The sequence below is a fragment of the Woronichinia naegeliana WA131 genome (genome assembly GCA_025370055.1).
Lineage (GTDB): Bacteria > Cyanobacteriota > Cyanobacteriia > Cyanobacteriales > Microcystaceae > Woronichinia > Woronichinia naegeliana.
The window spans coordinates 7,277,944-7,298,557 of sequence record CP073041.1 but is presented as its reverse complement, the minus strand read 5'-3'; the positions used below and the strand labels follow the sequence as shown (position 1 = coordinate 7,298,557).

Sequence of the window (20,614 nt, the reverse complement as noted above, 5' to 3'; positions counted from 1 at the left end):
GGACTCCCTAACTAAAAATGTCCTCTCAAGCCAAATTCAAACTTGTCCAGTAGACTTGGTCTGGCATCTGATATTCTAAAGCTTGATGGAATCGCTCTTTGTTATAGAAATTAAACCATTTTTTTACCTCTTCTGTCAAGTGTTTTCTATACTCAAAAGAATAAATGTAAATTAACTCGTATTTTAGAGAACGCCACAATCTTTCAATAAAAATATTGTCATAGCAACGTCCCCTTCTGTCCATACTAATTTGGATTTTTTCTTGCTTTAAACATCCTGTACTTCGAGGTAAATTGGCTTCCTTGATCACTATTAAAGATGTCTGGTTTGCCATAAATTGACAATGCTTCCTCCAATGCTGACTTACAAAAATAAACATCCATAGTGTTGCTAATCCTCCATGACAAGACCTTACGACTCAACCAATCCATAATTGCTACTAGATAAAAGTGTCCTTTTCCTATTGGCAAATAGGTGATGTCGGTACACCAAACTTGATTGGCTTTTTCAATGCTTAAGTCTCGTAATAAGTAAGGATAAATTTGATGCTCAGGGTTTCGCAACGTTGTTCTTTTCTTGGGGTAAATTGCTTGTATTCCCATTTGATTCATCAATCGTATCACTCTTTTTCGATTTACCTCATAACCTAATGTGTTGAGGTATACTGTCATCTTTCTGCTCCCATAAAATGGTGTTTTCATATATTGTTCATCCAACAGTCTCAATAGTGTCAATTCTTCGGAACTAATTTCCTTTGGTTCGTAATAATAACTCGAACGATTTATTCCTAATTATTCACATTGACGTTGAATGCACAATTCAGAATGTTTGGGGTCTACCAAGGTTTTTCGGTCGGTAGCCCCAATTGTACCGACCTGTCCACTAAAAAATCTCGCTCGACTTTTAGCTTTCCTATTTGCCGATATAGCTCATTTATCTGAGTTTCAGCATTTTCTTTGATTTCTTTTCCTTGGTTTTCTGTTTCAAAGATTTGACTAGCTTCGTCTAATACTTTTCGTTTCCATCCATTAATCATTGTTGGATGAATTTCATATTGACTGGCTAATTCAGATACCGTTTTCTCTCCTCGAATTGCTTCTAAGGCGACTTTGGCTTTGAACTGGGCTCCATACTGTTTTTTCTTGTTGCTCATATACTAAACACGGTCACAGGTTGCGAATTCTAAAAATAAGAGATAATATAATAAAAATAGAAAAATTAGTCAAGAGGCTGAGAAATGATTAAGTTAGAATTTACAGAAGAAGACAAAAGACTGTTGTCTTACGGTCGGTTTAATCACCCGCATCCTAGAGTGCAGCTAAAGATGGAAGTTTTATGGCTAAAAAGTCAGGGATTGTCTCATCAAAAAATTGCTCAATTCGCAGGAGTTTCAGTAAATACGGTGACAAGCTATATCCGTGATTATCAAGAGGGCGGGATAGAAAAACTAAAAGAAATAAAATTTAATCGCCCGAAAAGCGAGTTAACAGAGCATCAAGGGACAATTGAGGCATATTTTGAGTCAAATCCACCAGCAACAATAAATGAAGCAGTAAAAAGAATAGAAGAATTAACAGGAATAAAAAGAAGTCCGACGCAAGTCAGAAAATTTTTAAAGTCAATAGGAATGAGGTGTCTAAAGGTGGGAACAATTCCATCAAAAGCAGATGTAGAAGCTCAGGATAGCTATAGAGAAAAAGAGCTAGAACCAAGGCTAGAAGAGGCAAAAGCAGGAAAAAGGGCAGTTTTCTTTGTAGATGCCTCTCATTTTGTAATGGGAGCATTTGTAAATTTTATATGGTGCTTCAAGAGGATTTTTATTAAGTCACCATCAGGGAGAAAACGTTTTAATGTGTTAGGAGCATTAAATGCAATTACCCATGAAGTAATTATGGTAACGAACAGTTCTTATATTACGGGAACTCAGGTTTGTGAACTCCTAGAAAAGATAGCAGAATTAGGACTATTAATACCGATTACGTTGGTATTAGACAATGCTCGTTATCAAAAATGCCGAATTGTACAGGAGTTGGCAGAATCATTAGGAATAGAGTTACTGTACTTACCTCCTTATTCTCCTAACTTGAATTTAATTGAAAGACTGTGGAAGTTTGTGAAGAAGAAGTGTTTATACGCAAAATATTATGAAGATTTTACGCAGTTTTCTGCAGCAATTTCAGGATGTCTTGAGGATGCTAACGTAAAATATAAGGAGGAGCTTGATTCTCTGCTCACCTTACGATTTCAACGCTTTGATAAATCTCAGATTATGAACGTTTGAAGTATAGCTCTCCTGATTTCGATTTAGAGCTTACACTACTGTCCAGTTTTGGGGGGCCACCTCAGGCTGAATATAAGGCTCAACAAAACACCGAGCGCGGCTTTCGCTTTCTCAAAGACCCTTTCTTTTTTGCCTCTGCTCTTTTTCTCAAGAATCCTCAACGCATTATGGCTTTGATGATGATTATGGTTGTCTCTTTATTGGTTTATACTTTGGCACAACGTCGTCTACGACAGGCTTTGGCTCTTGCCCATCAGACTATTCCTAATCAAAAGGGTAAACCGACCGCCATTCCCACTCTGCTTTGGGTCTTTCAGTCTTTTCTGTTTATCCGTTGGTTAGAGATTGACGGCATTCAAACTATCGTTAATTTGACCTCCAAACACAAACATATTCTTTCCTTTCTTGGCTCTTCATGTCAAAACTACTACTTTGTCTCTTGACTTACCTGCGGAATGTGGGTTAGATAAAACCTCGTTGAGCGATGAGCAAATGCTTGTCCACTACAAGCAACAGCAAGGGGTTGAGCGGGGTTTTCGCTTTCTTAAAGACCCTCTGTTTTTTGCTTCGAGTGTTTTCCTCAAAACCCCTGAGAGGATTATGGCATTGACTTTCATTATGGCCAGCAATTCCAAATTCAAATGGTATAAATAGAGACAGAAAAACTTTGACCTATAGGAAGTTATGAATAAAGAGAAAAGTGTCTACTGATTTTGCAGAGAGAAAGATGGAAGTAAACGACCTAAGTTTTGACGGAATCGTTCACTGTTTAAACGAGGTCATTGGGAAGATAGATGACCCCCGTTCGGTTAGTAATGCAACGAAATATAGTCTAAGAGAGGCGATACTGGGGGCATTTGCCGCCTTTTTTATGCAAAATGAGTCATTTTTAGAGTACCAACGTCAGCTTAACAGCCGTTGTGGGCGAGATAATGCTCAGAGGTTGTTTGGACTAGAAAAAATACCAACAGTAGAACAGATTCGCAACATTGTGGATGGGGTAGCAGCGAGTAGTCTATTCCCTTTGTTTGGGTTAATTTACCAAGCATTGAGGAGCATGGGATTCTTGAAAGCCTATGAAATATTGAGGGGAAATCTTCTAGTAGCAATGGATGGGACAAATTACTACAGTTCGGAAAAAGTAAATTGTCCATGCTGTTCAACCAAAACGTCAAAACAGGGAAAAGTCACCTACTTCCATTACTGCATTATTGCCCGTGATTGTTTCCCCAGACCATGAATCAGTTTTTTCCTTACCCCCTGAATTTATTACCCCTCAAGACGGTTCTGAAAAGCAAGATTGTGAGCAAAATGCGGCGAAACGTTGGATAAGTAACCATGCTAGTTTGTTTGCGGGACAGAAGATAACTCTGCTAGGGGATGACTTGTACAGTCGTCAGCCCACTTGTCAGCACTGTCTCGACCACGATTTCAACTTTATCTTCGTCTGTTTACCGACTTCTCATCCCACACTCTATGAATGGTTAAACTATTTAGAAGCTAATGGAGAAGTCAAAACCACTCAACACCGACGTTGGAATGGGAAGTATTTCGAGATTTGGCACTGCCGTTATCTCAATCAGATTCCCCTGCGAGACCAACAGCCTGCTTTGTTGGTTAACTGGTGTGAGCTAAAAATCCACCGCGAATCCGATGCTCAACTTCTTTATCACAATAGTTGGATTACCAATCATTTTCTCACCCCTCACATCGTTCTTGATGTCTGTCGTGCTGGACGGACTCGTTGGCGTACTGAGAACGAGAATCACAATATTCTCAAAAATCGAGGCTATCACTTAGAGCATAATTTTGGGCATGGTAAACAACACCTCGCCTCTGTTTTGCTTACCCTGAATTTGCTGGCTTTTCTCTTGCACACGGTTTTAGGTTTGGTTGATGAACGTTACCAGAGAATTCGCGTCCAACGCGGCACTCGTAAGGGATTCTTTCAAGATATTCTCTCTTTGACCAAATATCTGTTCTTTGAAAGCTGGCATCATCTTTTAGATTTTATGCTTGATGACTCAGTTTCTCTCGCTGTCTCGAATTCTTCCTAGTTGATTAATTGGCAATTTTCATAGCAAAACCCTTGCCAGTAAATACATCGAGCCTTTTGTATCTTTGACTACATTCTGAATTTGGAATTGCTGCATTATGGCGTTGTCATTTGCCAAAACATTGACAATGCCCTATGATGATCTCAAAATATAAAAGCCTGAGTCTATGGCTGTCTGGTCTAGATGTAGGGAACTGTAAGTAGGATAGTCCTCTCTTGATTCAAGCAACTCTACACCAATTAAAAGTTTTTGAGGCTACCGCCCGTCACGGCAGTTTTACTCGTGCTGCCGAAGAGTTGTTTATAACCCAACCTACCGTTTCCAGTCAAATTAAGCAACTCTCCAAATCCGTTGGATTACCGTTATTTGAGCAAATTGGTAAGCGTCTTTATTTAACGGAAGCAGGGAAGGAGTTGTTGTCAACCTGTCAGGATATTTTCCAGCGTCTAAACAATTTTGAAATGAAGGTGGCGGATTTTAAAGGGACAAAGCAAGGCTGTTTGCGTTTAGCGGTGATTACGACGGCCAAGTATTTTATTCCTCGCATTCTGGGTTCTTTTTGTCAGCAATATCCGGGGATTGAAGTCTCTCTGAAGGTGACAAACCATGAACAAATTCAACGCCGAATGCAGGATAACGAGGATGATTTATATGTTATTAGCCAACCGCCAGAAGATTTAGATCTCAGTTCTCAACCTTTTTTAGATAATCCTTTAGTTGTCATTGCGCGTCGGGATCATCCCTTGGCCAAGCTTCAGCATATTCCGATTGAGCACCTCAATAATGAGATGTTTATTATGCGGGAACGGGGATCGGGAACACGTCAGGCAATCCAAAATTTATTAGCCGAGCACAATGTTCAGGTTCATGTTCGTTTGGAGTTGGGCAGTAACGAAGCGATTAAGCAGGCGATCGCCGGTGGGATGGGTATTTCGGTATTGTCCGAACATACTTTAATCTCGGAAGGAAAATCCAGTGAGTTAACCATTTTGAATGTGGAGCATTTTCCGATTAAACGTCGTTGGTATGTGGCTTCCTTAGCGGGAAAACAATTGTCGATTATTGCCCAAACCTTTTTAGATTATCTGTTGGCAGAAAGCCAGAAAATTCCTCGCTCTTTTTCTTCTTTAGTAACCACACCCTAAACTTCTTCCTTGGCTGATAAAGTCGGCCAGAAAGTCGGTTCTTCTTCCTCTTCAATCATGTTGGGATCAATGAGGGTAATGTCAAAGGGATCATTACTCGGTAAAGTCGGAAACTTGTCGTGCTGACGGTATTGATAAACAACGGAGATCTGGGTCCCTAAAATGACTTCATCACCGGGGCAAAGATTATGGCAGTCCACCTTATAGCCATTGATCAATAGACCATTGACACTGAATTTACCTTGTCCATCCCCATCCAAAATTCGATAGTAGTCAGAGCCATTTTCACTGAAACGGTGTAAGGTCGCATGATGGCGAGAAATGAACTGGGAACAAACCCGAATATCACAGTTTAGCGATCGCCCTAGTAGTCTAAGGCGTAAGTTAAGATACTATTATTAGGCAACCGATAAAAAGATAAATATAGGTATATAGGAGAAAAAGTCATGCCCCGATTAGCCCCCAAAGAGTTAAAGTTGGAAGCAAAAGAACGAGAACATCTAGAAAAACTGATAAATCGTCATACAACAGAGCAGCAAATTGCCTTAAGGGCAAAAATAGTGCTTCTGGCAGATGAGGGAGAAAATAATCGAGAAATTGCTAGAAAATTAAAAATCAGCCGAAAAATGGCAAGTCAATGGAGAGAAAGATGGATAGCAGGGCAGGCAAAGGGAATAGAAATAACAGAAAGAATAAAAGATGCTGAGCGTAGTGGAGCACCAGCCAAGTTTAAACCCGAACAAATATTGGGTAGTGTTCTGAATCTGTGGAAGCACATCTAAATAAGACATCCAAATTCAAAGCGATTGATAAATAATCCAAGGACAATATCGTGCATCACAAGGCACTGGTATCGTCTAGCTAGAAGCTACAAACGTTGCAATACGGGATGTTCAAGAAATCAGGCGAATTTGGAGTAAGTCCTCCCAAGTTAACCCTTTTTCAATTATACCGAGAGCTACAGCAGGAACTTTTCTCGTAGTAAAATGGCTGCGAACAAAGTTATGAACCATCCAGAAAATATCTAGGACTCGCTGTAATCCCACAACCGATTTAGCATAAGTATTTGTACGACGACGAAAGGCAGATAAATAGCGTCGGATAGCACTATTAAATGCCTCAACGTGGTTGGCATGGACGTCCTTTTCTTCTGGTTTTTCTGTTGTCTCAGGATGTTCTGGTTTCGGAGTTTCTACTTTCTTGAGTTTACCCTCAGAATCTCGACGTTTACTACTCTTATTTTTTAGTCTTACCACAAGACCCTTCGGTAATACTTTGGTGGGACGACCTCGCTTTCCAGTCCTTAATACTTCGTGACAAATATCAAATAGCAGTTGACTATATCGCTTTTCTCCATCTGTAAATAACTGGAGAGATTCTGCACTCCTTTCAAATAATTCCGCTACCGTCATCATTGCTTCTAGAAATAATTTCTGCTCTTTTCGACCACATTTTAAATGCCAAATAAAGCGGCTAGCCCTGTCCATGAGCACGATTGTCCACCCCTCAGAGGCACTTGCTTCTTTATTTTTTCCAACTTTTGTGTATAGTTCATCCCCTTCTATTACTAATTTAACAAATTCATTCACTAAGGCGTATAAAAATAATGTCTCTTGTAATCCTGATAATTTCTTTTCCCAATTCAATATTGTTGTTTTCGCGTAGCCGAATGCTCGAGCTGCTGCATTTAATCCTATTCCTTCCATTCTGGCTTTTAATACTTTTACAATTTCACTTAATGGGGTTTCTAAGCCAGCGATTACGCTACCATAAGTCTCAGCAAAACAAGAACTACATTCTTGACAAATGAACATTTTACGTTCCCCGTTACCTTTCGTTTGATAATGAGAATGTATTTTTACGTTTTCACTATAGCAATGAGGACAGTTGTCCTTGAATAAGGCATCCTCTTTCTCTTGGCACAAGCCAACATTATTCAGGATTTCCATAGAGCTTTTCTTTAATATTGACATTGTTTTCTGTTTCCTTCTTCTTTGATATAATGACAATAATAATAGTATAATAAAAACGGGCCGATGTCTAGTCTTAAACTATTTTTCTATTTTCTCAAAGCCTTACGCCATAACTTTTTCCAACTTTGATCAGACGATACCAGTTCCCATCACAATAGATTTGGAGAAACAAATCGTTTTTCTCGCTAATCTCTTTATTCGAGTTCTCAATGTCAAGTGCTTTCGTTCGATTTTTTGAGTATTATACTTAGGGCTTGCTGAAAAAAGCTGAAACCTTTACGGAGAAAAATAGTAGGCGAATTAAGAACCGCTAGAATGCACGAAAATAGGGTAGAATGCCTCAAAACCATTGCATTAAGAAGAGAGAAAGCAGATGTACCGAAAGCAACAGTACTCAATTGAAACACCAGAAAACTTGAAAAATCTGTTCGGCGGGCAGTTAGACGAAGAAAATCGTTGGATAGAAATGTCAAAAATGATTCTTTGGGAAGAATATGAGGAAGAATATGCAAAAAACTTCACAGAAAAAAAAGGAGCCCCAGCCAAATCATTTAGAATGGCATTAGGAGCATTAATTATCAAAGAAATTTCAGGAAAAAGTGACAGAGAAACAGTAGAACAAATAAAAGAGAACCCTTATTTACAGTACTTTATAGGAATGGAAAGCTATAGTAGCAAAGAAGCATTTAATGCGTCAATGATGGTTCATTTTCGTAAAAAAATAGGAATGGAATTAATAAATAAAATTAATAAAGAAATAGAAAAAAAGCGACGGGTGTAGCGTCAGAAAAAAAAGAAAATGAAGGAAAGTTATTGTTAGATGCGACTTGTACACCAGCAGATATAAAATATCCAACGGATATAGGAATATTGAATGATGCCAGAGAAAAAACAGAAAAAATAATAGATAAGCTGTATGAAGAAATAAAAGAGAAAAGGAAAGAAAAGCCGAGGACTTATAGGGAAGTGGCAAGAAAAGAGTACTTAGCCATAGCAAAAAAACGTCGTGTGTCAAAAAAAGAAAGAAGAAAAGGAACAAAAAAACAACTAGGATATATAAAAAGAAACTTGTCTCATATAGAAAAAATGATAGAAGAGGGAGCCTGACTTTTCCCGTTAAGTGCGGATTGCAAGCTGCCAGCCTTGGCAAAGGTCATGCAACTTCAACCAACCGCGCCAAAGGACTTGGATACCGAGAGGAGTTTTACGACGATGTTCAAGATAACCACCAAGAAAAGCAACAGACTCGACAGCCCAAGCAACAGTCAAAATAGGGGGAAGTTTTTGAGAGGCGGCTGCTTTTAACACCTGAAGTTGAAGAGGATTAAGAATTTCAATCGCGAGAGCATCGGGCTGGGTACGATGAAGATAAGTAACGTGTAAAAGTTCAACAGCAATGACACTTAAAAAACCCAAAAGAGTTTTCATTCCATCAGAGGCAAGTCGATAACGCTCACTCTGACAACCAGACTTAAGGACTTTATGAAATTCTTCAACCCGCCATCGGTAGGTGTACCAACGAAGAATAGTGACAGCCATCTCAATAGTCTCAACAACTTCTGTAGTCAGAAGCATCCAAGATAAAGGAGTTTCGCCTTCGGGACAATCGATTTCTGTCGCATAAACAGCATAGACATTCAACGGGTCACGATTATCAAAACGATAGGGAGTTCGTAGATTAACTGAGCAAAATCGGACGGCAAGCTTAACCTTCCGTGCTTTTCTTTTTCCTGTACTCGGAATCTCGATTTCTTGATGAAAACGAATCGGTTCTGATTCCAAATGTTGCCAAAGTCGTTCACTATTTTTGTCTAAACTACGATTATGAGACGCTCTGACCAGCACTCCTGTATGCTTGAGTTGACGCACTGAGTCAAAGACTTCTGAAACATCTCCTTCTCTGTCAAATACATGAATTACCCTCGTTGAACTTTCTACCTGTTTCTCACAGGTGTTTAGAGCCTCTACCCATTTGTAGGATTCTTTTTCCTCAAATGGTCTTTGACGAGCTGCTTTTCTTTGTTCTTTCTGTCTTTCTTTTTTCTGCTTCGCCGTTTCATCTGTTGGGGGCTTTTCTTTTACCTCCCTATTCCACAGTTTTTGCCATAATAAACCTAATACTTGTCCTTTTTCTGGCTCAATTGCTAAAGCACTATGCAGTATTAATCCATTCCCTCCTTTTCCAGTCGGGTGCGACCTTTAGTTGATGAAGAAAAAGAAAAGTGTTAACATGAGATGAAAAGTGACAAAGAGGAAACAATGATGACAGCAAAACTAATTAATGTAGAGGGTTCAAAGATAAAAATAGAACTAACATTAGAACTCAGTCGTTCAATGTTGGATACAGAAATAAATATTCAAAAAGGCTTAAACGAAGTAGGTTGCATCGCCAGCAAAGAAGCCTTGAAATATTTAGATACAGATGGTTCACCCTTAAAAATCGGTGAAGAAATCTGGAAGAGTAAGGGAGAGCAACCGAAAGAATATCAAACACCTTATGGTGAGGTTATAGTGAATCGTCATGTATATCAGCGTTCACCTTTGAGGAAAAACGTATTGCCCCTTAGAAAGAGAAGCAAGGATAATCATAACATCAACGCCATTATTGGCAAAACAGGTATCCTCAAAAATGTCAGGGATGGCAGGCAAAGAGGTGAAAAATGATTTATTAGAAAATCATGGTAGAAAAGTAGCGCTATCCTATATCCAAAGATTGAGTGAAGCAGTAGGAAGTGTGGTACAGGCAAAAGAAGAAGCGTGGAGTTATGCCCCGCCCAAGGAGGATAGCCAAATTGCAACAGTGGGAATAGGATTAGATGGAACCTGTATGCTGATGTGTGAGGATGGCTACCGTGAAGCAATGGTGGGAACCGTTTCCCTATACGATAGTGAAGGCGAACGTCAACATACAATCTATCTAGGGCTTGCTGAAAAAAGCTGAAACCTTTACGGAGAAAAATAGTAGGCGAATTAAGAACCGCTAGAATGCACGAAAATAGGGTAGAATGCCTCAAAACCATTGCATTAAGAAGAGAGAAAGCAGATGTACCGAAAGCAACAGTACTCAATTGAAACACCAGAAAACTTGAAAAATCTGTTCGGCGGGCAGTTAGACGAAGAAAATCGTTGGATAGAAATGTCAAAAATGATTCCCTGGGAAGAATATGAGGAAGAATATGCAAAAAACTTCACAGAAAAAAAAGGAGCCCCAGCCAAATCATTTAGAATGGCATTAGGAGCATTAATTATCAAAGAAATTTCAGGAAAAAGTGACAGAGAAACAGTAGAACAAATAAAAGAGAACCCTTATTTACAGTACTTTATAGGAATGGAAAGCTATAGTAGCAAAGAAGCATTTAATGCGTCAATGATGGTTCATTTTCGTAAAAAAATAGGAATGGAATTAATAAATAAAATTAATAAAGAAATAGAAAAAAAAGCGACGGGTGTAGCGTCAGAAAAAAAAGAAAATGAAGGAAAGTTATTGTTAGATGCGACTTGTACACCAGCAGATATAAAATATCCAACGGATATAGGAATATTGAATGATGCCAGAGAAAAAACAGAAAAAATAATAGATAAGCTGTATGAAGAAATAAAAGAGAAAAGGAAAGAAAAGCCGAGGACTTATAGGGAAGTGGCAAGAAAAGAGTACTTAGCCATAGCAAAAAAACGTCGTGTGTCAAAAAAAGAAAGAAGAAAAGGAACAAAAAAACAACTAGGATATATAAAAAGAAACTTGTCTGATATAGAAAAAATGATAGAAGAGGGAGCAAAGTTAGAAAAACTAACGAAAAAAGAGCAAGAAGAGCTTGTAACGATAGGAAAAGTGTATGAGCAACAGTTAGAAATGTATGAAAAAAAGACAAATAAAGTAGAAAACAGAATTGTGAGTGTAAGCCAACCTCACGTGCGTCCAATAGTGCGTGGAAAAGCGGGAAAAGCAGTAGAGTTTGGAGCTAAAATATCGGCAAGTAATGTGAATGGCTTTGTCTTCTTAGACAAATTAAGTTGGGATAATTACAACGAATCGGGAGATTTACAAGCGCGAATAGAAGAATATAAAAGGGAAACAGGATGTTATCCGGAATCGGTTCATGTGGATAAAATCTATCGAACAAAAGCGAATCGAGCTTATTGTAAAGAAAGGGATATAAGAATGAGTGGTCCCCGATTGGGAAGACCGCCGAAAGAGGTGAGCAAAGAAAAAAAGAAAGAGGCACGCTCAGATGAAAGAGTGCGTAATGCCATTGAGGGTAAATTCGGACAGGGAAAGAGGAAATTTAGTCTTGGTCGAGTGATGGCCAAACTACCTGAGACCTCGGAAACGGTAATTGCGATGAACTTTTTGGTAATGAATCTTTCTACTCTACTTCAGAAGACAAAAAGTAAAAAGTTGTAGAGTCGTTTTTCTTGTGAAAAATGGTGTTAATTTTCCTCTCTTTTGTGAGGAGTGATTTGTGTTGACCTTTTTAGACAGAAAGGAACAATAGATTAAACAAAATCTGTATTTTGATTTGTTTCCATAAGGATAAGTTATCTATGCTTTTTCAGTCCATACTTCCCTAACCCACATTTCTTTCGTTTTTTGACTTTTTCAGCAAGCCCTATCTAGGTGCGGCACCAGAGTATGGAAAAAAGAGTTTTCTAGAAAGATTAGAAAGAGAAATTGAGCGAGCGAAAAACCGTTATCCAGAGGCAACATTGGTCGGGATAGCAGACGGGGCAGAATCAAATTGGAAGTTTTTAGAAAAGCAAACGGAAGAACAGATATTAGATTTCTATCATGCCTCTGGTTACTTAGGTGCCTTGGCAGAAGCGTTGCATCCGAATACAGTGTCAAAACAAAAAGAATGGTTGACTGAAAATTGTCGAGAACTCAAGCATGAAAAAGGAAAAGCAGGAGAACTGCTAAATCTGATGAAAGAAGTCAAAGAAGAAAAAAGTCATTCTAAGAATCTTACCGAGAAACTACAAGCGGCGATTACTTATTACGAGAATCATCAGCATCAAATGGATTATGCTGAATACTTAGAGAAAAAGTATCCGATTGGTTCAGGTGTTACGGAAGCAGCTTGTAAGACGTTGGTCAAACAACGATTATGTTGTTCAGGGATGGGCACTGGTATCGTCTAGCTAGAAGCTATAAACGTTGCAATACAAGAGGTTCAACAAATCAGGCGAATTTGGAGTAAGTCCTCCCAAGTTAACCCTTTTTGAATTATACCGAGAGCTACCGCAGGAACTTTTTTCGTCGTAAAATGGCTGCGAACAAAGTTATGAACCATCCAGAAAATATCTAGCACTCGCTGTAATCCCACAACAGATTTAGCATAAGTATTTGTTCGACGACGAAAGGCGGCTAAATAGCGTCGTAGAGAACTATTAAATGCCTCAACGTGGTTGGCATGAACATCCTTGTCTTCTGGTTTTTCTGTTGTCTCAGGATGTTCAGTTTTCGGAGTTTCTACTTTCTCTAGTTTACCCTCAGAATCTCGACGTTTACTACTCTTATTTTTTAATCTTACCACCATACCCTTCGGTAATACTTTGGTGGGACGACCTCGCTTCCCAGTCCTTAATACTTCGTGACAAATATTAAATAGCAGTTGACTATATCGCTTTTCTCCATCTGTAAATAACTGGAGAGATTCTGCACTCCTTTCAAATAATTCCGCTACCGTCATCATTGCTTCTAGAAATAATTTCTGCTCTTTTTTACCACATTTTAAATGCCAAATAAAGCGGCTAGCCCTGTCCATGAGCACGATTGTCCACCCCTCAGAGGCACTTGCTTCTTTATTTTTTCCAACTTTTGTGTATAGTTCATCCCCTTCTATTACTAATTTAACAAATTCATTCACTAAGGCGTATAAAAATAATGTCTCTTGTAATCCTGATAATTTCTTTTCCCAATTCAATATTGTTGTTTTTGCGTAGCCGAATACTCGGGCTGCTGCATTTAATCCTATTCCTTCCATTCTGGCTTTTAATACTTTTACAATTTCACTTAATGGGGTTTCTAAGCCAGCGATTACGCTACCATAAGTCTCAGCAAAACAAGAACCACATTCTTGACAGATGAACATTTTACGTTCCCCGTTACCTTTCGTTTGGTAATGAGAATGTATTTTTACTTTTTCACTATAGCAATGAGGGCAGTTTTTCTGAAATAAGGCTTCCTCTTTCTCTTGAGGTAAGCCAATATCACTTAGGAGGTCAATTGAGCTTTTATTCAATGTTGACATTGCTTTCCGTTTTCCCTTTCTTTAATATAATGACAATAATAATAGTATAACAAAAACGGGAATATGTCCAGTCGTAAGTTATTTTCTATTTTCTCAAACTCTTACACCATAACTTTTTCTAGCTTTGATCACACGATACCAGTACCCAGGGATGCGATGGAAGGAAAAAGGAGCAGGAATTATTTTGAGCCTACGAGCTTTGGTATTGACCAAGGAACGATGGAGTCAATTTTGGGCAAAACTTGATCAATATGGGTTCCCTGTAGAACCCTGATTACAACAGCTTTTATCAACTAAAGGTCGCACCCTTCCAGTCGGCCCATACCCTTCCCTTTTTTCCTTGATATTGCGATAATCTAAGAAGGTCGTATCTCCGACTGATAGCATTATCTTATATTCTTCTACGGCGGCAGTTGTCATTTCACAGTGCGGCTCTATTATCTTGACAAAGTCTGTTTTCGGATTCCCAAAAATTCATAGGCCCTCTTTAACTCGTTTCCTCCCTTAAACACTTCTGATAAGGCTTTTCCAAACCCCTCACTTAACTTTTTCCCAATCGAGAAGGCACGATTGTTTAGCCTCTCGTCTCCCAATTCACAACTGGCAAAGTTTTTTGTCCACCATTCCAACATTTTTTGACCTGCCCTTTAAGATTTTCTCCATTTTACAGTCTCATACTCCCTTCATCCTTTGTTTTTGAAATTTGAACGATAAGCGGGATGATGGCTTCAGAATATTTTTTTCCTGTCAAGAGAATCATTACTCAAACCCTTGCCAGATAAAGCCTCTAGAAGTTTGCATTGCTGGATTTTGGACTTAACGGGAAAAGTCAGAAGAGGGAGCAAAGTTAGAAAAACTAACGAAAAAAGAGCAAGAAGAGCTTGTAACGATAGGAAAAGTGTATGAGCAACAGTTAGAAATGTATGAAAAAAGACAAATAAAGTAGAAAACAGAATCGTGAGTGTAAGCCAACCTCACGTGCGTCCAATAGTGCGTGGAAAAGCGGGAAAAGCAGTAGAGTTTGGAGCTAAAATATCGGCAAGTAATGTGAATGGCTTTGTCTTCTTAGACAAATTAAGTTGGGATAATTACAACGAATCGGGAGATTTACAAGCGCGAATAGAAGAATATAAAAGGGAAACAGGATGTTATCCGGAATCGGTTCATGTGGATAAAATCTATCGAACAAAAGCGAATCGAGCTTATTGTAAAGAAAGGGATATAAGAATGAGTGGTCCCCGATTGGGAAGACCGCCGAAAGAGGTGAGCAAAGAAAAAAAGAAAGAGGCACGCTCAGATGAAAGAGTGCGTAATGCCATTGAGGGTAAATTCGGACAGGGAAAGAGGAAATTTAGTCTTGGTCGAGTGATGGCCAAACTACCTGAGACCTCGGAAACGGTAATTGCGATGAACTTTTTGGTAATGAATCTTTCTACTCTACTCTACTTCAGAAGACAAAAAGTAAAAAGTTGTAGAGTCGTTTTTCTTGTGAAAAATGGTGTTAATTTTCCTCTCTTTTGTGAGGAGTGATTTGTGTTGACCTTTTTAGACAGAAAGGAACAATAGATTAAACAAAATCTGTATTTTGATTTGTTTCCATAAGGATAAGTTATCTATGCTTTTTCAGTCCATACTTCCCTAACCCACATTTCTTTCGTTTTTTGACTTTTTCAGCAAGCCCTACTTACCCACCTCATGCAATGCTGGCTCAATATGTCGTTCGTAAGCCCCCCATCCATCTGTATAATATTGAGTAATACCAAAAGGTTCTAACAACTCTTTTAGCCTTAGAAATGCTTCGTCTTTGTGACCAGACAAAACATAAGCTAGTATCTCACCTGTCTTATGATCAATAGCGTGCCATAACCATCTTTGCTCTTTTTTGCTCTTCACAAAACCCCACATTTCGTCGAGTTCTGCTTCCACGTCATTCCATTGGCAGAGCGTTACAATACTCTGACTGGGTTCCAGTTCTGCTAGTTTTTTTTCGTTGACGAATACTAAACTAGACTCTTTTTTTTAGTTCACTAATCACTGTTGATGGACTAATCCTCAGCACACGGGCTGTATCCCTTATGCCACTACCATTCATTGCCATTTCGGCAATCTTTTCCTTTACTTCTGGCAAATAACCTTTATAAGTATAGTTTAAGCCCACATTCCGCAGGTAAGTCAAGAGACAAAGTAGTACTTTTGACATGAAGAGCCAAGAAAGGAAAGAATATGTTTGTGTTTGGAGGTCAAATTAACGATAGTTTGAATGCCGTCAATCTCTAACCAACGGATAAACAGAAAAGACTGAAAGACCCAAAGCAGAGTGGGAATGGCGGTCGGTTTACCCTTTTGATTAGGAATAGTCTGATGGGCAAGAGCCAAAGCCTGTCGTAGGCGACGTTGTGCCAAAGTATAAACCAATAAAGAGACAACCATAATCATCATCAAAGCCATAATGCGTTGAGGATTCTTGAGAAAAAGAGCAGAGGCAAAAAAGAAAGGGTCTTTGAGAAAGCGAAAGCCGCGCTCGGTGTTTTGTTGAGCCTTATATTCAGCCAACATCTGGTCGGGACTCAAAACCTGAGAATCAAGAACATTAGTAGCTAAAATAAAACGTCCAGCCCGTTTAGATGCGGCTTCCAAGCAAGAGGAATCAAGGCTTAATTGCCCAGTTAAGCGGTAATGAAAACCGAGAGGGGTAGCCCCTTGTTTCGGTCTTCCTCCCTTGGCATAGTAAGGAATAGTCTGAACCTCAACTTGACTGAGTTGATGATAAGTCAAGGTTTTTGGCCAGAGTTGAGCCTCAGTAAGAGCATCGGCCTCACAAGCAAAATTCTGTCCACAAAGTTTCTGCCATTCTTTTTTGACAACTTTATCGGCTTTCTCAATTTTTTGACTTATAGCTTTATTATCGGACTGGAGACGTTGAGCACTTTCGACCACAAGCCATCGTTGCTGTTCACCCCCATATTCCGAAGCCCTCACTTGCCAACGATAACCGTCCTGTTCACCCTGCTGCCATTGGTCTTCTGATATATTTGCCAAAGTCTCAGTGGCTTCTTTCAGAGGGACACGACTTAACCATTGAATTGACCTCGCCATGCCCACATTTTCCGCCGTATAAAAAGCTCCATCAATCACCGATAAACCTTCCATATTCAACGTTTGGCTCTCCCCTTGTCTGTGTGTAATGTTATGTTAAGAGTTAAAGCAAGCTAACAATTTAAGCCGTAGATGCTCAAAATTAGCAAATCCATAACTTTTCCTTTTTATTAATTTAATTTTTGTATTCATCCCTTCCGTTAATCCATTAGTTGTATGGTTTTCAAAATAATTGCATATACCTGTCAAATGAGTTTTCAGCATACCCACACTTTTTTTATAGAATAGGCACGCTGTTCTCATCCATTTTTCAAATTTTCTCCTTGCACCATTTGTCGTTCTTGAATGCTCATAAATATCTCTAATCTCTTCCTTCATTTCATACGCTATTCCTAAACAAGGATACATTTTCAATATCTCTTCTAACTCTTCTCTTTTTTCTTTTTTTAACTCTTCTTTATTTTTCCATAATAGGTATGTTAAACCCTTTTTATGGATATTCATTTTCTTTCTCAATTTATTCAATTCTTCATTTATATTTTTCATTACATGAAATCTATCATAGACGATTTTAGCATTTACAAATAACTCCTTTATTGCTGACGTAAATCCCTCCCACATATCCACACTTACTTCCTTTACATTCTCTCTAACCCTTGCTGGCTGCACCTTTAGGGCTTCTATTATCTCTTCTTTTTTGTGTCCTTTTATTACTTCTAACAATTCCTTTTTATTTATATCTATCACTGTTGTAATAAAGTCTTTTTTTCCTTTTCTATTACTAAATTCGTCTAAACTTATCTTTTCTGGTAATTCCCATTCCTTCTTTTCTGCCTGCTTTGCATACTCTTCAAATATTGATTCCAATGTTCCCCAACTTATTTCTTCTTCTTGCCTTACCTCTTCTACATTTTTCTTTTTTACTTGCTCATAAATCTTTTCTTCATAACGAATTGTATAATGTTTTCTTAGCCGCATAAAGTCCAGTCTTTCTGTTATGTATTTCTGACATTTTTCACAATGGAACTGGCGGCGGGGCACTTCCAGATATACTTTCTTTCCCAATAGGGATAAATCCCGAACCAAATTATATTCTATTTGATTTATATCTTCCAATTCTTTATGACAATTTGGACATTCTATTACTTCGTTTTTCATTTTTAATTTTAAGAACAAAGCACCATCTATTTCTCGATAGTTTACGACTGTTACCTTTGGCAAACCTAGTAGCTCATCCAAGTTTATCCACATACTCCACCTCCTACTGTGGTATTACTATTATACACTTTCCACACAGTTGGGGGAAGAGCCAACGTTTCTTGACAGTCTTTGATTATCTGGGGAAACACCTTTTTATCCGATTCATTGCCATCTCCTAATTGCATAAAGAGAGGGACACCACCATCTCCACTACATATCATATTTAACATAAACTGTTTTAGGTCTGGTCGTTTATCTCTGGAATAACCAAATTTTATTTTTATGGCTTTTGTCTGCTCGTCTTCCTCATCTTCTATCCTTTCCTTATACTTCCCTTGTACAGACATTGAGGTTGAGTCTAAATGCTTTGACTTTTGTTCTATTCCAAAGATTGCTGCCGCTTTTAGGACTATTTTCGTGAACCGGTTTTTTACCCCCACTCCAAATACCTTATCCAATGACCTTCCTAGCTTGTCATCATTTAAATCTTCTGCTTTTATTCCTTCTCCTAATAGGTGTTCTAATGCTTTTCCTTTAAAAAACTCACTCAACAAATATAACGGAGCATTGATACATCCTAAGCAGTTTAATATCATTGCTTTTACTATTGTACCTACACTGAGCTTTTCTTGAGGATGAGTTCCCACTTCCTCATCGATAATTTCTACTAAACCCATTTCATCTATAATTCCCGCTACGATTCCTAAGTGGTCGAGGTCTTTAATATTTAGGTTATTCATTTTTACTGTTGATTCTATCTAAGACAAGACTCCATTTTAGAACTTTATTGACATTTTTTATCCTTGCCCGAAATCAATGCACAAGTACCGATACTAGCTCGCGTGAACTAGTGCTCCTCTTCGACAACCTGCGGAATGTGGGTTTAAGATAAATGTGCAACGCTTACATTCTGTATTACGACATCTGTAACGCTCTTTCCCCTCCCCAGAGGGGCCGTGTTTCACAATATCCGTACTTTGACAACTTGGGCAAACAATTGCTTTGAATAGCATGGCACACCAATTTTAAGATTTACATTTATTTATTATTACTCTTTTCCACAGGTTTAGAACACGACCCCAGGCTTGGGAAAAGACGTTTTAAAGAAGTTAAACTCGAATTTTAGCTACAAGCATAAGATTAGATTCTCTCAAATCAAAGACTCATTAATTAATGGAGACATAAATGCTGCCGAGTGGATAGGACCCTACGACGAGATAACAATCCTAGAATTAAATAAAGCAAAAACTAAAGAAGGAAAGCCACTTTTTTATCATTATTTGGGATGGTGAGAACCTAGTACAACTTATGATATGCAGGTTAATCTAGACGCATGGAACCGTTTATCTGATAAGTATAGAGCAATTTTCAAAGCTGCTTGTCTGCAAGTTTACACAGAAATGTTGTTGTAATACGAGCAAAAAAATAGCCAAGTACTATACGATTTTGTACTTAATGATCCAACTAAGATTATTCCTTTTCCAGACGCAATTCTTAAAGCAGCAAAATCGCATACTAAAACAATCTTGATAGAGCGCGCTGGGTGAGATCCTAACTTTCAAGAGGTCTATATGCGTTGGAATGAGTTTAGAACACGGATACGGAAATGGTCGAATACATCCTTACCATATGGAATGTATTTGTCTGAAGAAGCAAAAAAAATTATCGATTCAGCCTTTTGATTTGTAGTCGTAATGAAAAGTTAATCAAGTTTTTAGATGAACAAGGAGAACAATAACCATGCTCAAACGTTATGACGTAACCATCGAAGGAGATCGCCGATCTCATAGCTTTCGTAGGATGCATTAATAATTAGAAATTTTTAGTTAGCCCCTGATTCATGATAACTTGTTGAATAACCTTAATTTGCTGTTCTTCTTCCTCTGGGGTTTGAGGAGCTTGAAACCAAACAGCTTCAGCATCAGGAGTGCTACGACGATAAAGCTCTCGTAATGGCTCAATCTCATGCCGATGTGATAAAGCATAGCTTTTTAGTTCAGCAACAGTCATCGCTTCAAAGTTCGATTGCATCTAAAAACCTCCATAATTAGGGCTTGCTGAAAAAGTCAAAAAACGAAAGAAATGTGGGTTAGGGAAGTATGGACTGAAAAAGCATAGATAACTTATCCTTATGGAAACAAATCAAAATACAGATTTTGTTTAATCTATTGTTCCTTTCTGTCTAAAAAGGTCAACACAAATCACTCCTCACAAAAGAGAGGAAAATTAACACCATTTTTCACAAGAAAAACGACTCTACAACTTTTTACTTTTTGTTTTCTGAAGTAGAGTAGAAAGATTCATTACCAAAAAGTTCATCGCAATTACCGTTTCCGAGGTCTCAGGTAGTTTGGCCATCACTCGACCAAGACTAAATTTCCTCTTTCCCTGTCCGAATTTACCCTCAATGGCATTACGCACTCTTTCATCTGAGCGTGCCTCTTTCTTTTTTTCTTTGCTCACCTCTTTCGGCGGTCTTCCCAATCGGGGACCACTCATTCTTATATCCCAGGGTAATCGCATCTTATTTGTTACAAAAAATACAGACAAAAAGAGAGAAATATAGTGTAAAAAAGAAGCAGTCATCTAAGAGAAGAAAAGGCTATTATTTAAA

At 38.4% G+C, this 20,614-nt stretch carries 21 protein-coding genes and 7 pseudogenes; 13 read left to right on the top strand and 15 right to left on the bottom strand.

The features are described from left to right. Nucleotides 1-25: 25 nt before the first annotated feature. A pseudogene (locus KA717_37095) lies at nt 26-1,153 on the bottom strand (IS3 family transposase). 84 nt (nt 1,154-1,237) lie between these two features. On the opposite strand from KA717_37095, the gene KA717_37090 reads away from it, so the two are divergent. The 5 genes from KA717_37090 (at nt 1,238) to KA717_37070 (ending at nt 5,483) form a co-directional block, all read left to right on the top strand. Next, a complete protein-coding gene (locus KA717_37090) occupies nt 1,238-2,281 on the top strand; it encodes an IS630 family transposase (GenBank protein UXE60975.1) in 1,044 nt (347 codons plus the stop codon). Next, the gene (locus KA717_37085; protein UXE60974.1) at nt 2,278-2,724 is read left to right on the top strand and encodes an IS1634 family transposase; all 447 of its coding nucleotides are present in this window, start codon (nt 2,278-2,280) and stop codon (nt 2,722-2,724) included. Before KA717_37090 ends, KA717_37085 begins: the two co-directional genes overlap by 4 nt. 257 nt (nt 2,725-2,981) lie before the next feature. Continuing rightward, the gene (locus KA717_37080) at nt 2,982-3,521 is read left to right on the top strand and encodes a hypothetical protein (protein UXE60973.1); all 540 of its coding nucleotides are present in this window, start codon (nt 2,982-2,984) and stop codon (nt 3,519-3,521) included. Next, nucleotides 3,493-4,338 carry a hypothetical protein gene (locus tag KA717_37075; protein ID UXE60972.1) on the top strand — a complete coding sequence of 282 codons (846 nt, stop codon included), beginning with the start codon at nt 3,493-3,495 and terminating at the stop codon, nt 4,336-4,338. Before KA717_37080 ends, KA717_37075 begins: the two co-directional genes overlap by 29 nt. 215 nt (nt 4,339-4,553) lie before the next feature. Then, nucleotides 4,554-5,483: a LysR substrate-binding domain-containing protein gene (locus KA717_37070; GenBank protein UXE60971.1), complete on the top strand. Its 930-nt coding sequence runs from the start codon at nt 4,554-4,556 to the stop codon at nt 5,481-5,483. Here KA717_37070 and KA717_37065 read toward each other — a convergent pair. Next, nucleotides 5,480-5,806, bottom strand: coding sequence for an FHA domain-containing protein (locus tag KA717_37065; GenBank protein UXE64901.1), 327 nt, complete (start codon nt 5,804-5,806; stop codon nt 5,480-5,482). The two genes, KA717_37070 and KA717_37065, sit on opposite strands and share 4 nt — an antisense overlap. 123 nt (nt 5,807-5,929) lie before the next feature. Here KA717_37065 and KA717_37060 point away from each other — a divergent pair, with 123 nt between their 5' ends. Continuing rightward, a complete protein-coding gene (locus KA717_37060; GenBank protein ID UXE60970.1) occupies nt 5,930-6,265 on the top strand; it encodes a helix-turn-helix domain-containing protein in 336 nt (111 codons plus the stop codon). A gap of 111 nt (nt 6,266-6,376) precedes the next feature. Here KA717_37060 and KA717_37055 read toward each other — a convergent pair whose 3' ends face one another. Together KA717_37055 and KA717_37050 are read right to left on the bottom strand one after the other, a co-directional pair. Beyond that, on the bottom strand, nt 6,377-7,456 hold the full coding sequence (locus KA717_37055; GenBank protein ID UXE60969.1) for an IS1 family transposase: 1,080 nt from the start codon (nt 7,454-7,456) through the stop codon (nt 6,377-6,379). A 129-nt stretch (nt 7,457-7,585) separates the two neighbouring features. Further along, nucleotides 7,586-7,711, bottom strand: a pseudogene (locus KA717_37050) (IS1 family transposase). A 118-nt stretch (nt 7,712-7,829) separates the two neighbouring features. Between KA717_37050 and KA717_37045 the strand changes: the two are divergent. Next, a pseudogene (locus KA717_37045) lies at nt 7,830-8,560 on the top strand (transposase). A gap of 12 nt (nt 8,561-8,572) precedes the next feature. Here the strand turns inward: KA717_37045 and KA717_37040 are convergent. Next, a pseudogene (locus KA717_37040) lies at nt 8,573-9,646 on the bottom strand (IS4 family transposase). Nucleotides 9,647-9,691: 45 nt separating this feature from the next. Between KA717_37040 and KA717_37035 the strand changes: the two are divergent. The 4 genes and pseudogenes from KA717_37035 (at nt 9,692) to KA717_37020 (ending at nt 12,592) form a co-directional block, all read left to right on the top strand. After that, nucleotides 9,692-10,120, top strand: a complete 429-nt coding sequence (locus KA717_37035; protein UXE60968.1) for a hypothetical protein — start codon at nt 9,692-9,694, stop codon at nt 10,118-10,120. Continuing rightward, nucleotides 10,086-10,397 carry a hypothetical protein gene (locus KA717_37030; GenBank protein ID UXE60967.1) on the top strand — a complete coding sequence of 104 codons (312 nt, stop codon included), beginning with the start codon at nt 10,086-10,088 and terminating at the stop codon, nt 10,395-10,397. The genes KA717_37035 and KA717_37030 overlap by 35 nt, the downstream gene beginning before the upstream one ends. Nucleotides 10,398-10,499: 102 nt before the next feature. After that, nucleotides 10,500-11,837: pseudogene (locus tag KA717_37025) on the top strand (IS5 family transposase). Between the two features lie 323 nt (nt 11,838-12,160). Beyond that, complete coding sequence (locus tag KA717_37020; protein ID UXE60966.1) at nt 12,161-12,592, top strand: hypothetical protein; 432 nt, start codon at nt 12,161-12,163, stop codon at nt 12,590-12,592. Between the two features lie 32 nt (nt 12,593-12,624). Here KA717_37020 and KA717_37015 read toward each other — a convergent pair whose 3' ends face one another. Beyond that, nucleotides 12,625-13,704, bottom strand: coding sequence for an IS1 family transposase (locus tag KA717_37015; protein UXE60965.1), 1,080 nt, complete (start codon nt 13,702-13,704; stop codon nt 12,625-12,627). A 124-nt stretch (nt 13,705-13,828) separates the two neighbouring features. Between KA717_37015 and KA717_37010 the strand changes: the two genes are divergently transcribed. Continuing rightward, nucleotides 13,829-13,978: a hypothetical protein gene (locus KA717_37010; protein ID UXE60964.1), complete on the top strand. Its 150-nt coding sequence runs from the start codon at nt 13,829-13,831 to the stop codon at nt 13,976-13,978. On the opposite strand, the gene KA717_37005 is transcribed toward KA717_37010, so the two are convergent. Together KA717_37005 and KA717_37000 are read right to left on the bottom strand one after the other, a co-directional pair. Then, on the bottom strand, nt 13,951-14,124 hold the full coding sequence (locus tag KA717_37005) for a hypothetical protein (GenBank protein ID UXE64943.1): 174 nt from the start codon (nt 14,122-14,124) through the stop codon (nt 13,951-13,953). The two genes, KA717_37010 and KA717_37005, sit on opposite strands and share 28 nt — an antisense overlap. A 17-nt stretch (nt 14,125-14,141) precedes the next feature. Further along, a complete protein-coding gene (locus KA717_37000; protein ID UXE60963.1) occupies nt 14,142-14,336 on the bottom strand; it encodes a transposase in 195 nt (64 codons plus the stop codon). A 200-nt stretch (nt 14,337-14,536) separates the two neighbouring features. Between KA717_37000 and KA717_36995 the strand changes: the two are divergent. Beyond that, nucleotides 14,537-15,147: pseudogene (locus KA717_36995) on the top strand (transposase). Nucleotides 15,148-15,384: 237 nt separating this feature from the next. Here the strand turns inward: KA717_36995 and KA717_36990 are convergent. From KA717_36990 to KA717_36960, 7 genes and pseudogenes are all read right to left on the bottom strand, one after another. Further along, entirely contained in the window at nt 15,385-15,630 is a 246-nt protein-coding gene (locus KA717_36990) for a hypothetical protein (GenBank protein ID UXE60962.1), read from the bottom strand. 79 nt (nt 15,631-15,709) lie between these two features. Further along, nucleotides 15,710-15,880, bottom strand: a complete 171-nt coding sequence (locus tag KA717_36985; GenBank protein UXE60961.1) for an IS1-like element transposase — start codon at nt 15,878-15,880, stop codon at nt 15,710-15,712. Then, nucleotides 15,877-16,854: an IS1634 family transposase gene (locus tag KA717_36980; GenBank protein ID UXE64900.1), complete on the bottom strand. Its 978-nt coding sequence runs from the start codon at nt 16,852-16,854 to the stop codon at nt 15,877-15,879. The genes KA717_36985 and KA717_36980 overlap by 4 nt, the downstream gene beginning before the upstream one ends. A 42-nt stretch (nt 16,855-16,896) precedes the next feature. Next, nucleotides 16,897-18,051 (bottom strand): ISL3 family transposase, encoded by a 1,155-nt coding sequence (locus KA717_36975; GenBank protein UXE60960.1) that lies wholly within the window; start codon nt 18,049-18,051, stop codon nt 16,897-16,899. Continuing rightward, on the bottom strand, nt 18,042-18,740 hold the full coding sequence (locus KA717_36970) for an IS1634 family transposase (GenBank protein ID UXE60959.1): 699 nt from the start codon (nt 18,738-18,740) through the stop codon (nt 18,042-18,044). The genes KA717_36975 and KA717_36970 overlap by 10 nt, the downstream gene beginning before the upstream one ends. 1,072 nt (nt 18,741-19,812) lie before the next feature. Beyond that, nucleotides 19,813-20,010: a hypothetical protein gene (locus KA717_36965; protein ID UXE60958.1), complete on the bottom strand. Its 198-nt coding sequence runs from the start codon at nt 20,008-20,010 to the stop codon at nt 19,813-19,815. A gap of 246 nt (nt 20,011-20,256) precedes the next feature. After that, nucleotides 20,257-20,505, bottom strand: a pseudogene (locus tag KA717_36960) (transposase). Nucleotides 20,506-20,614 lie beyond the last annotated feature (109 nt).

Coding starts and splice junctions, on each gene's coding strand:
- KA717_37015 (UXE60965.1), bottom strand. CDS start 13,704: ATGTCAACATTGAATAAAAGCTCAATTGACCTCCTAAGTGATATTGGC.
- KA717_37060 (UXE60970.1), top strand. CDS start 5,930: ATGCCCCGATTAGCCCCCAAAGAGTTAAAGTTGGAAGCAAAAGAACGA.
- KA717_37005 (UXE64943.1), bottom strand. CDS start 14,124: ATGACAACTGCCGCCGTAGAAGAATATAAGATAATGCTATCAGTCGGA.
- KA717_37035 (UXE60968.1), top strand. CDS start 9,692: ATGAAAAGTGACAAAGAGGAAACAATGATGACAGCAAAACTAATTAAT.
- KA717_36975 (UXE60960.1), bottom strand. CDS start 18,051: ATGTGGATAAACTTGGATGAGCTACTAGGTTTGCCAAAGGTAACAGTC.
- KA717_37000 (UXE60963.1), bottom strand. CDS start 14,336: ATGTTGGAATGGTGGACAAAAAACTTTGCCAGTTGTGAATTGGGAGAC.
- KA717_36980 (UXE64900.1), bottom strand. CDS start 16,854: ATGGAAGGTTTATCGGTGATTGATGGAGCTTTTTATACGGCGGAAAAT.
- KA717_37055 (UXE60969.1), bottom strand. CDS start 7,456: ATGTCAATATTAAAGAAAAGCTCTATGGAAATCCTGAATAATGTTGGC.
- KA717_36965 (UXE60958.1), bottom strand. CDS start 20,010: ATGACTGTTGCTGAACTAAAAAGCTATGCTTTATCACATCGGCATGAG.
- KA717_36970 (UXE60959.1), bottom strand. CDS start 18,740: ATGAATAACCTAAATATTAAAGACCTCGACCACTTAGGAATCGTAGCG.
- KA717_37030 (UXE60967.1), top strand. CDS start 10,086: ATGTCAGGGATGGCAGGCAAAGAGGTGAAAAATGATTTATTAGAAAAT.
- KA717_37090 (UXE60975.1), top strand. CDS start 1,238: ATGATTAAGTTAGAATTTACAGAAGAAGACAAAAGACTGTTGTCTTAC.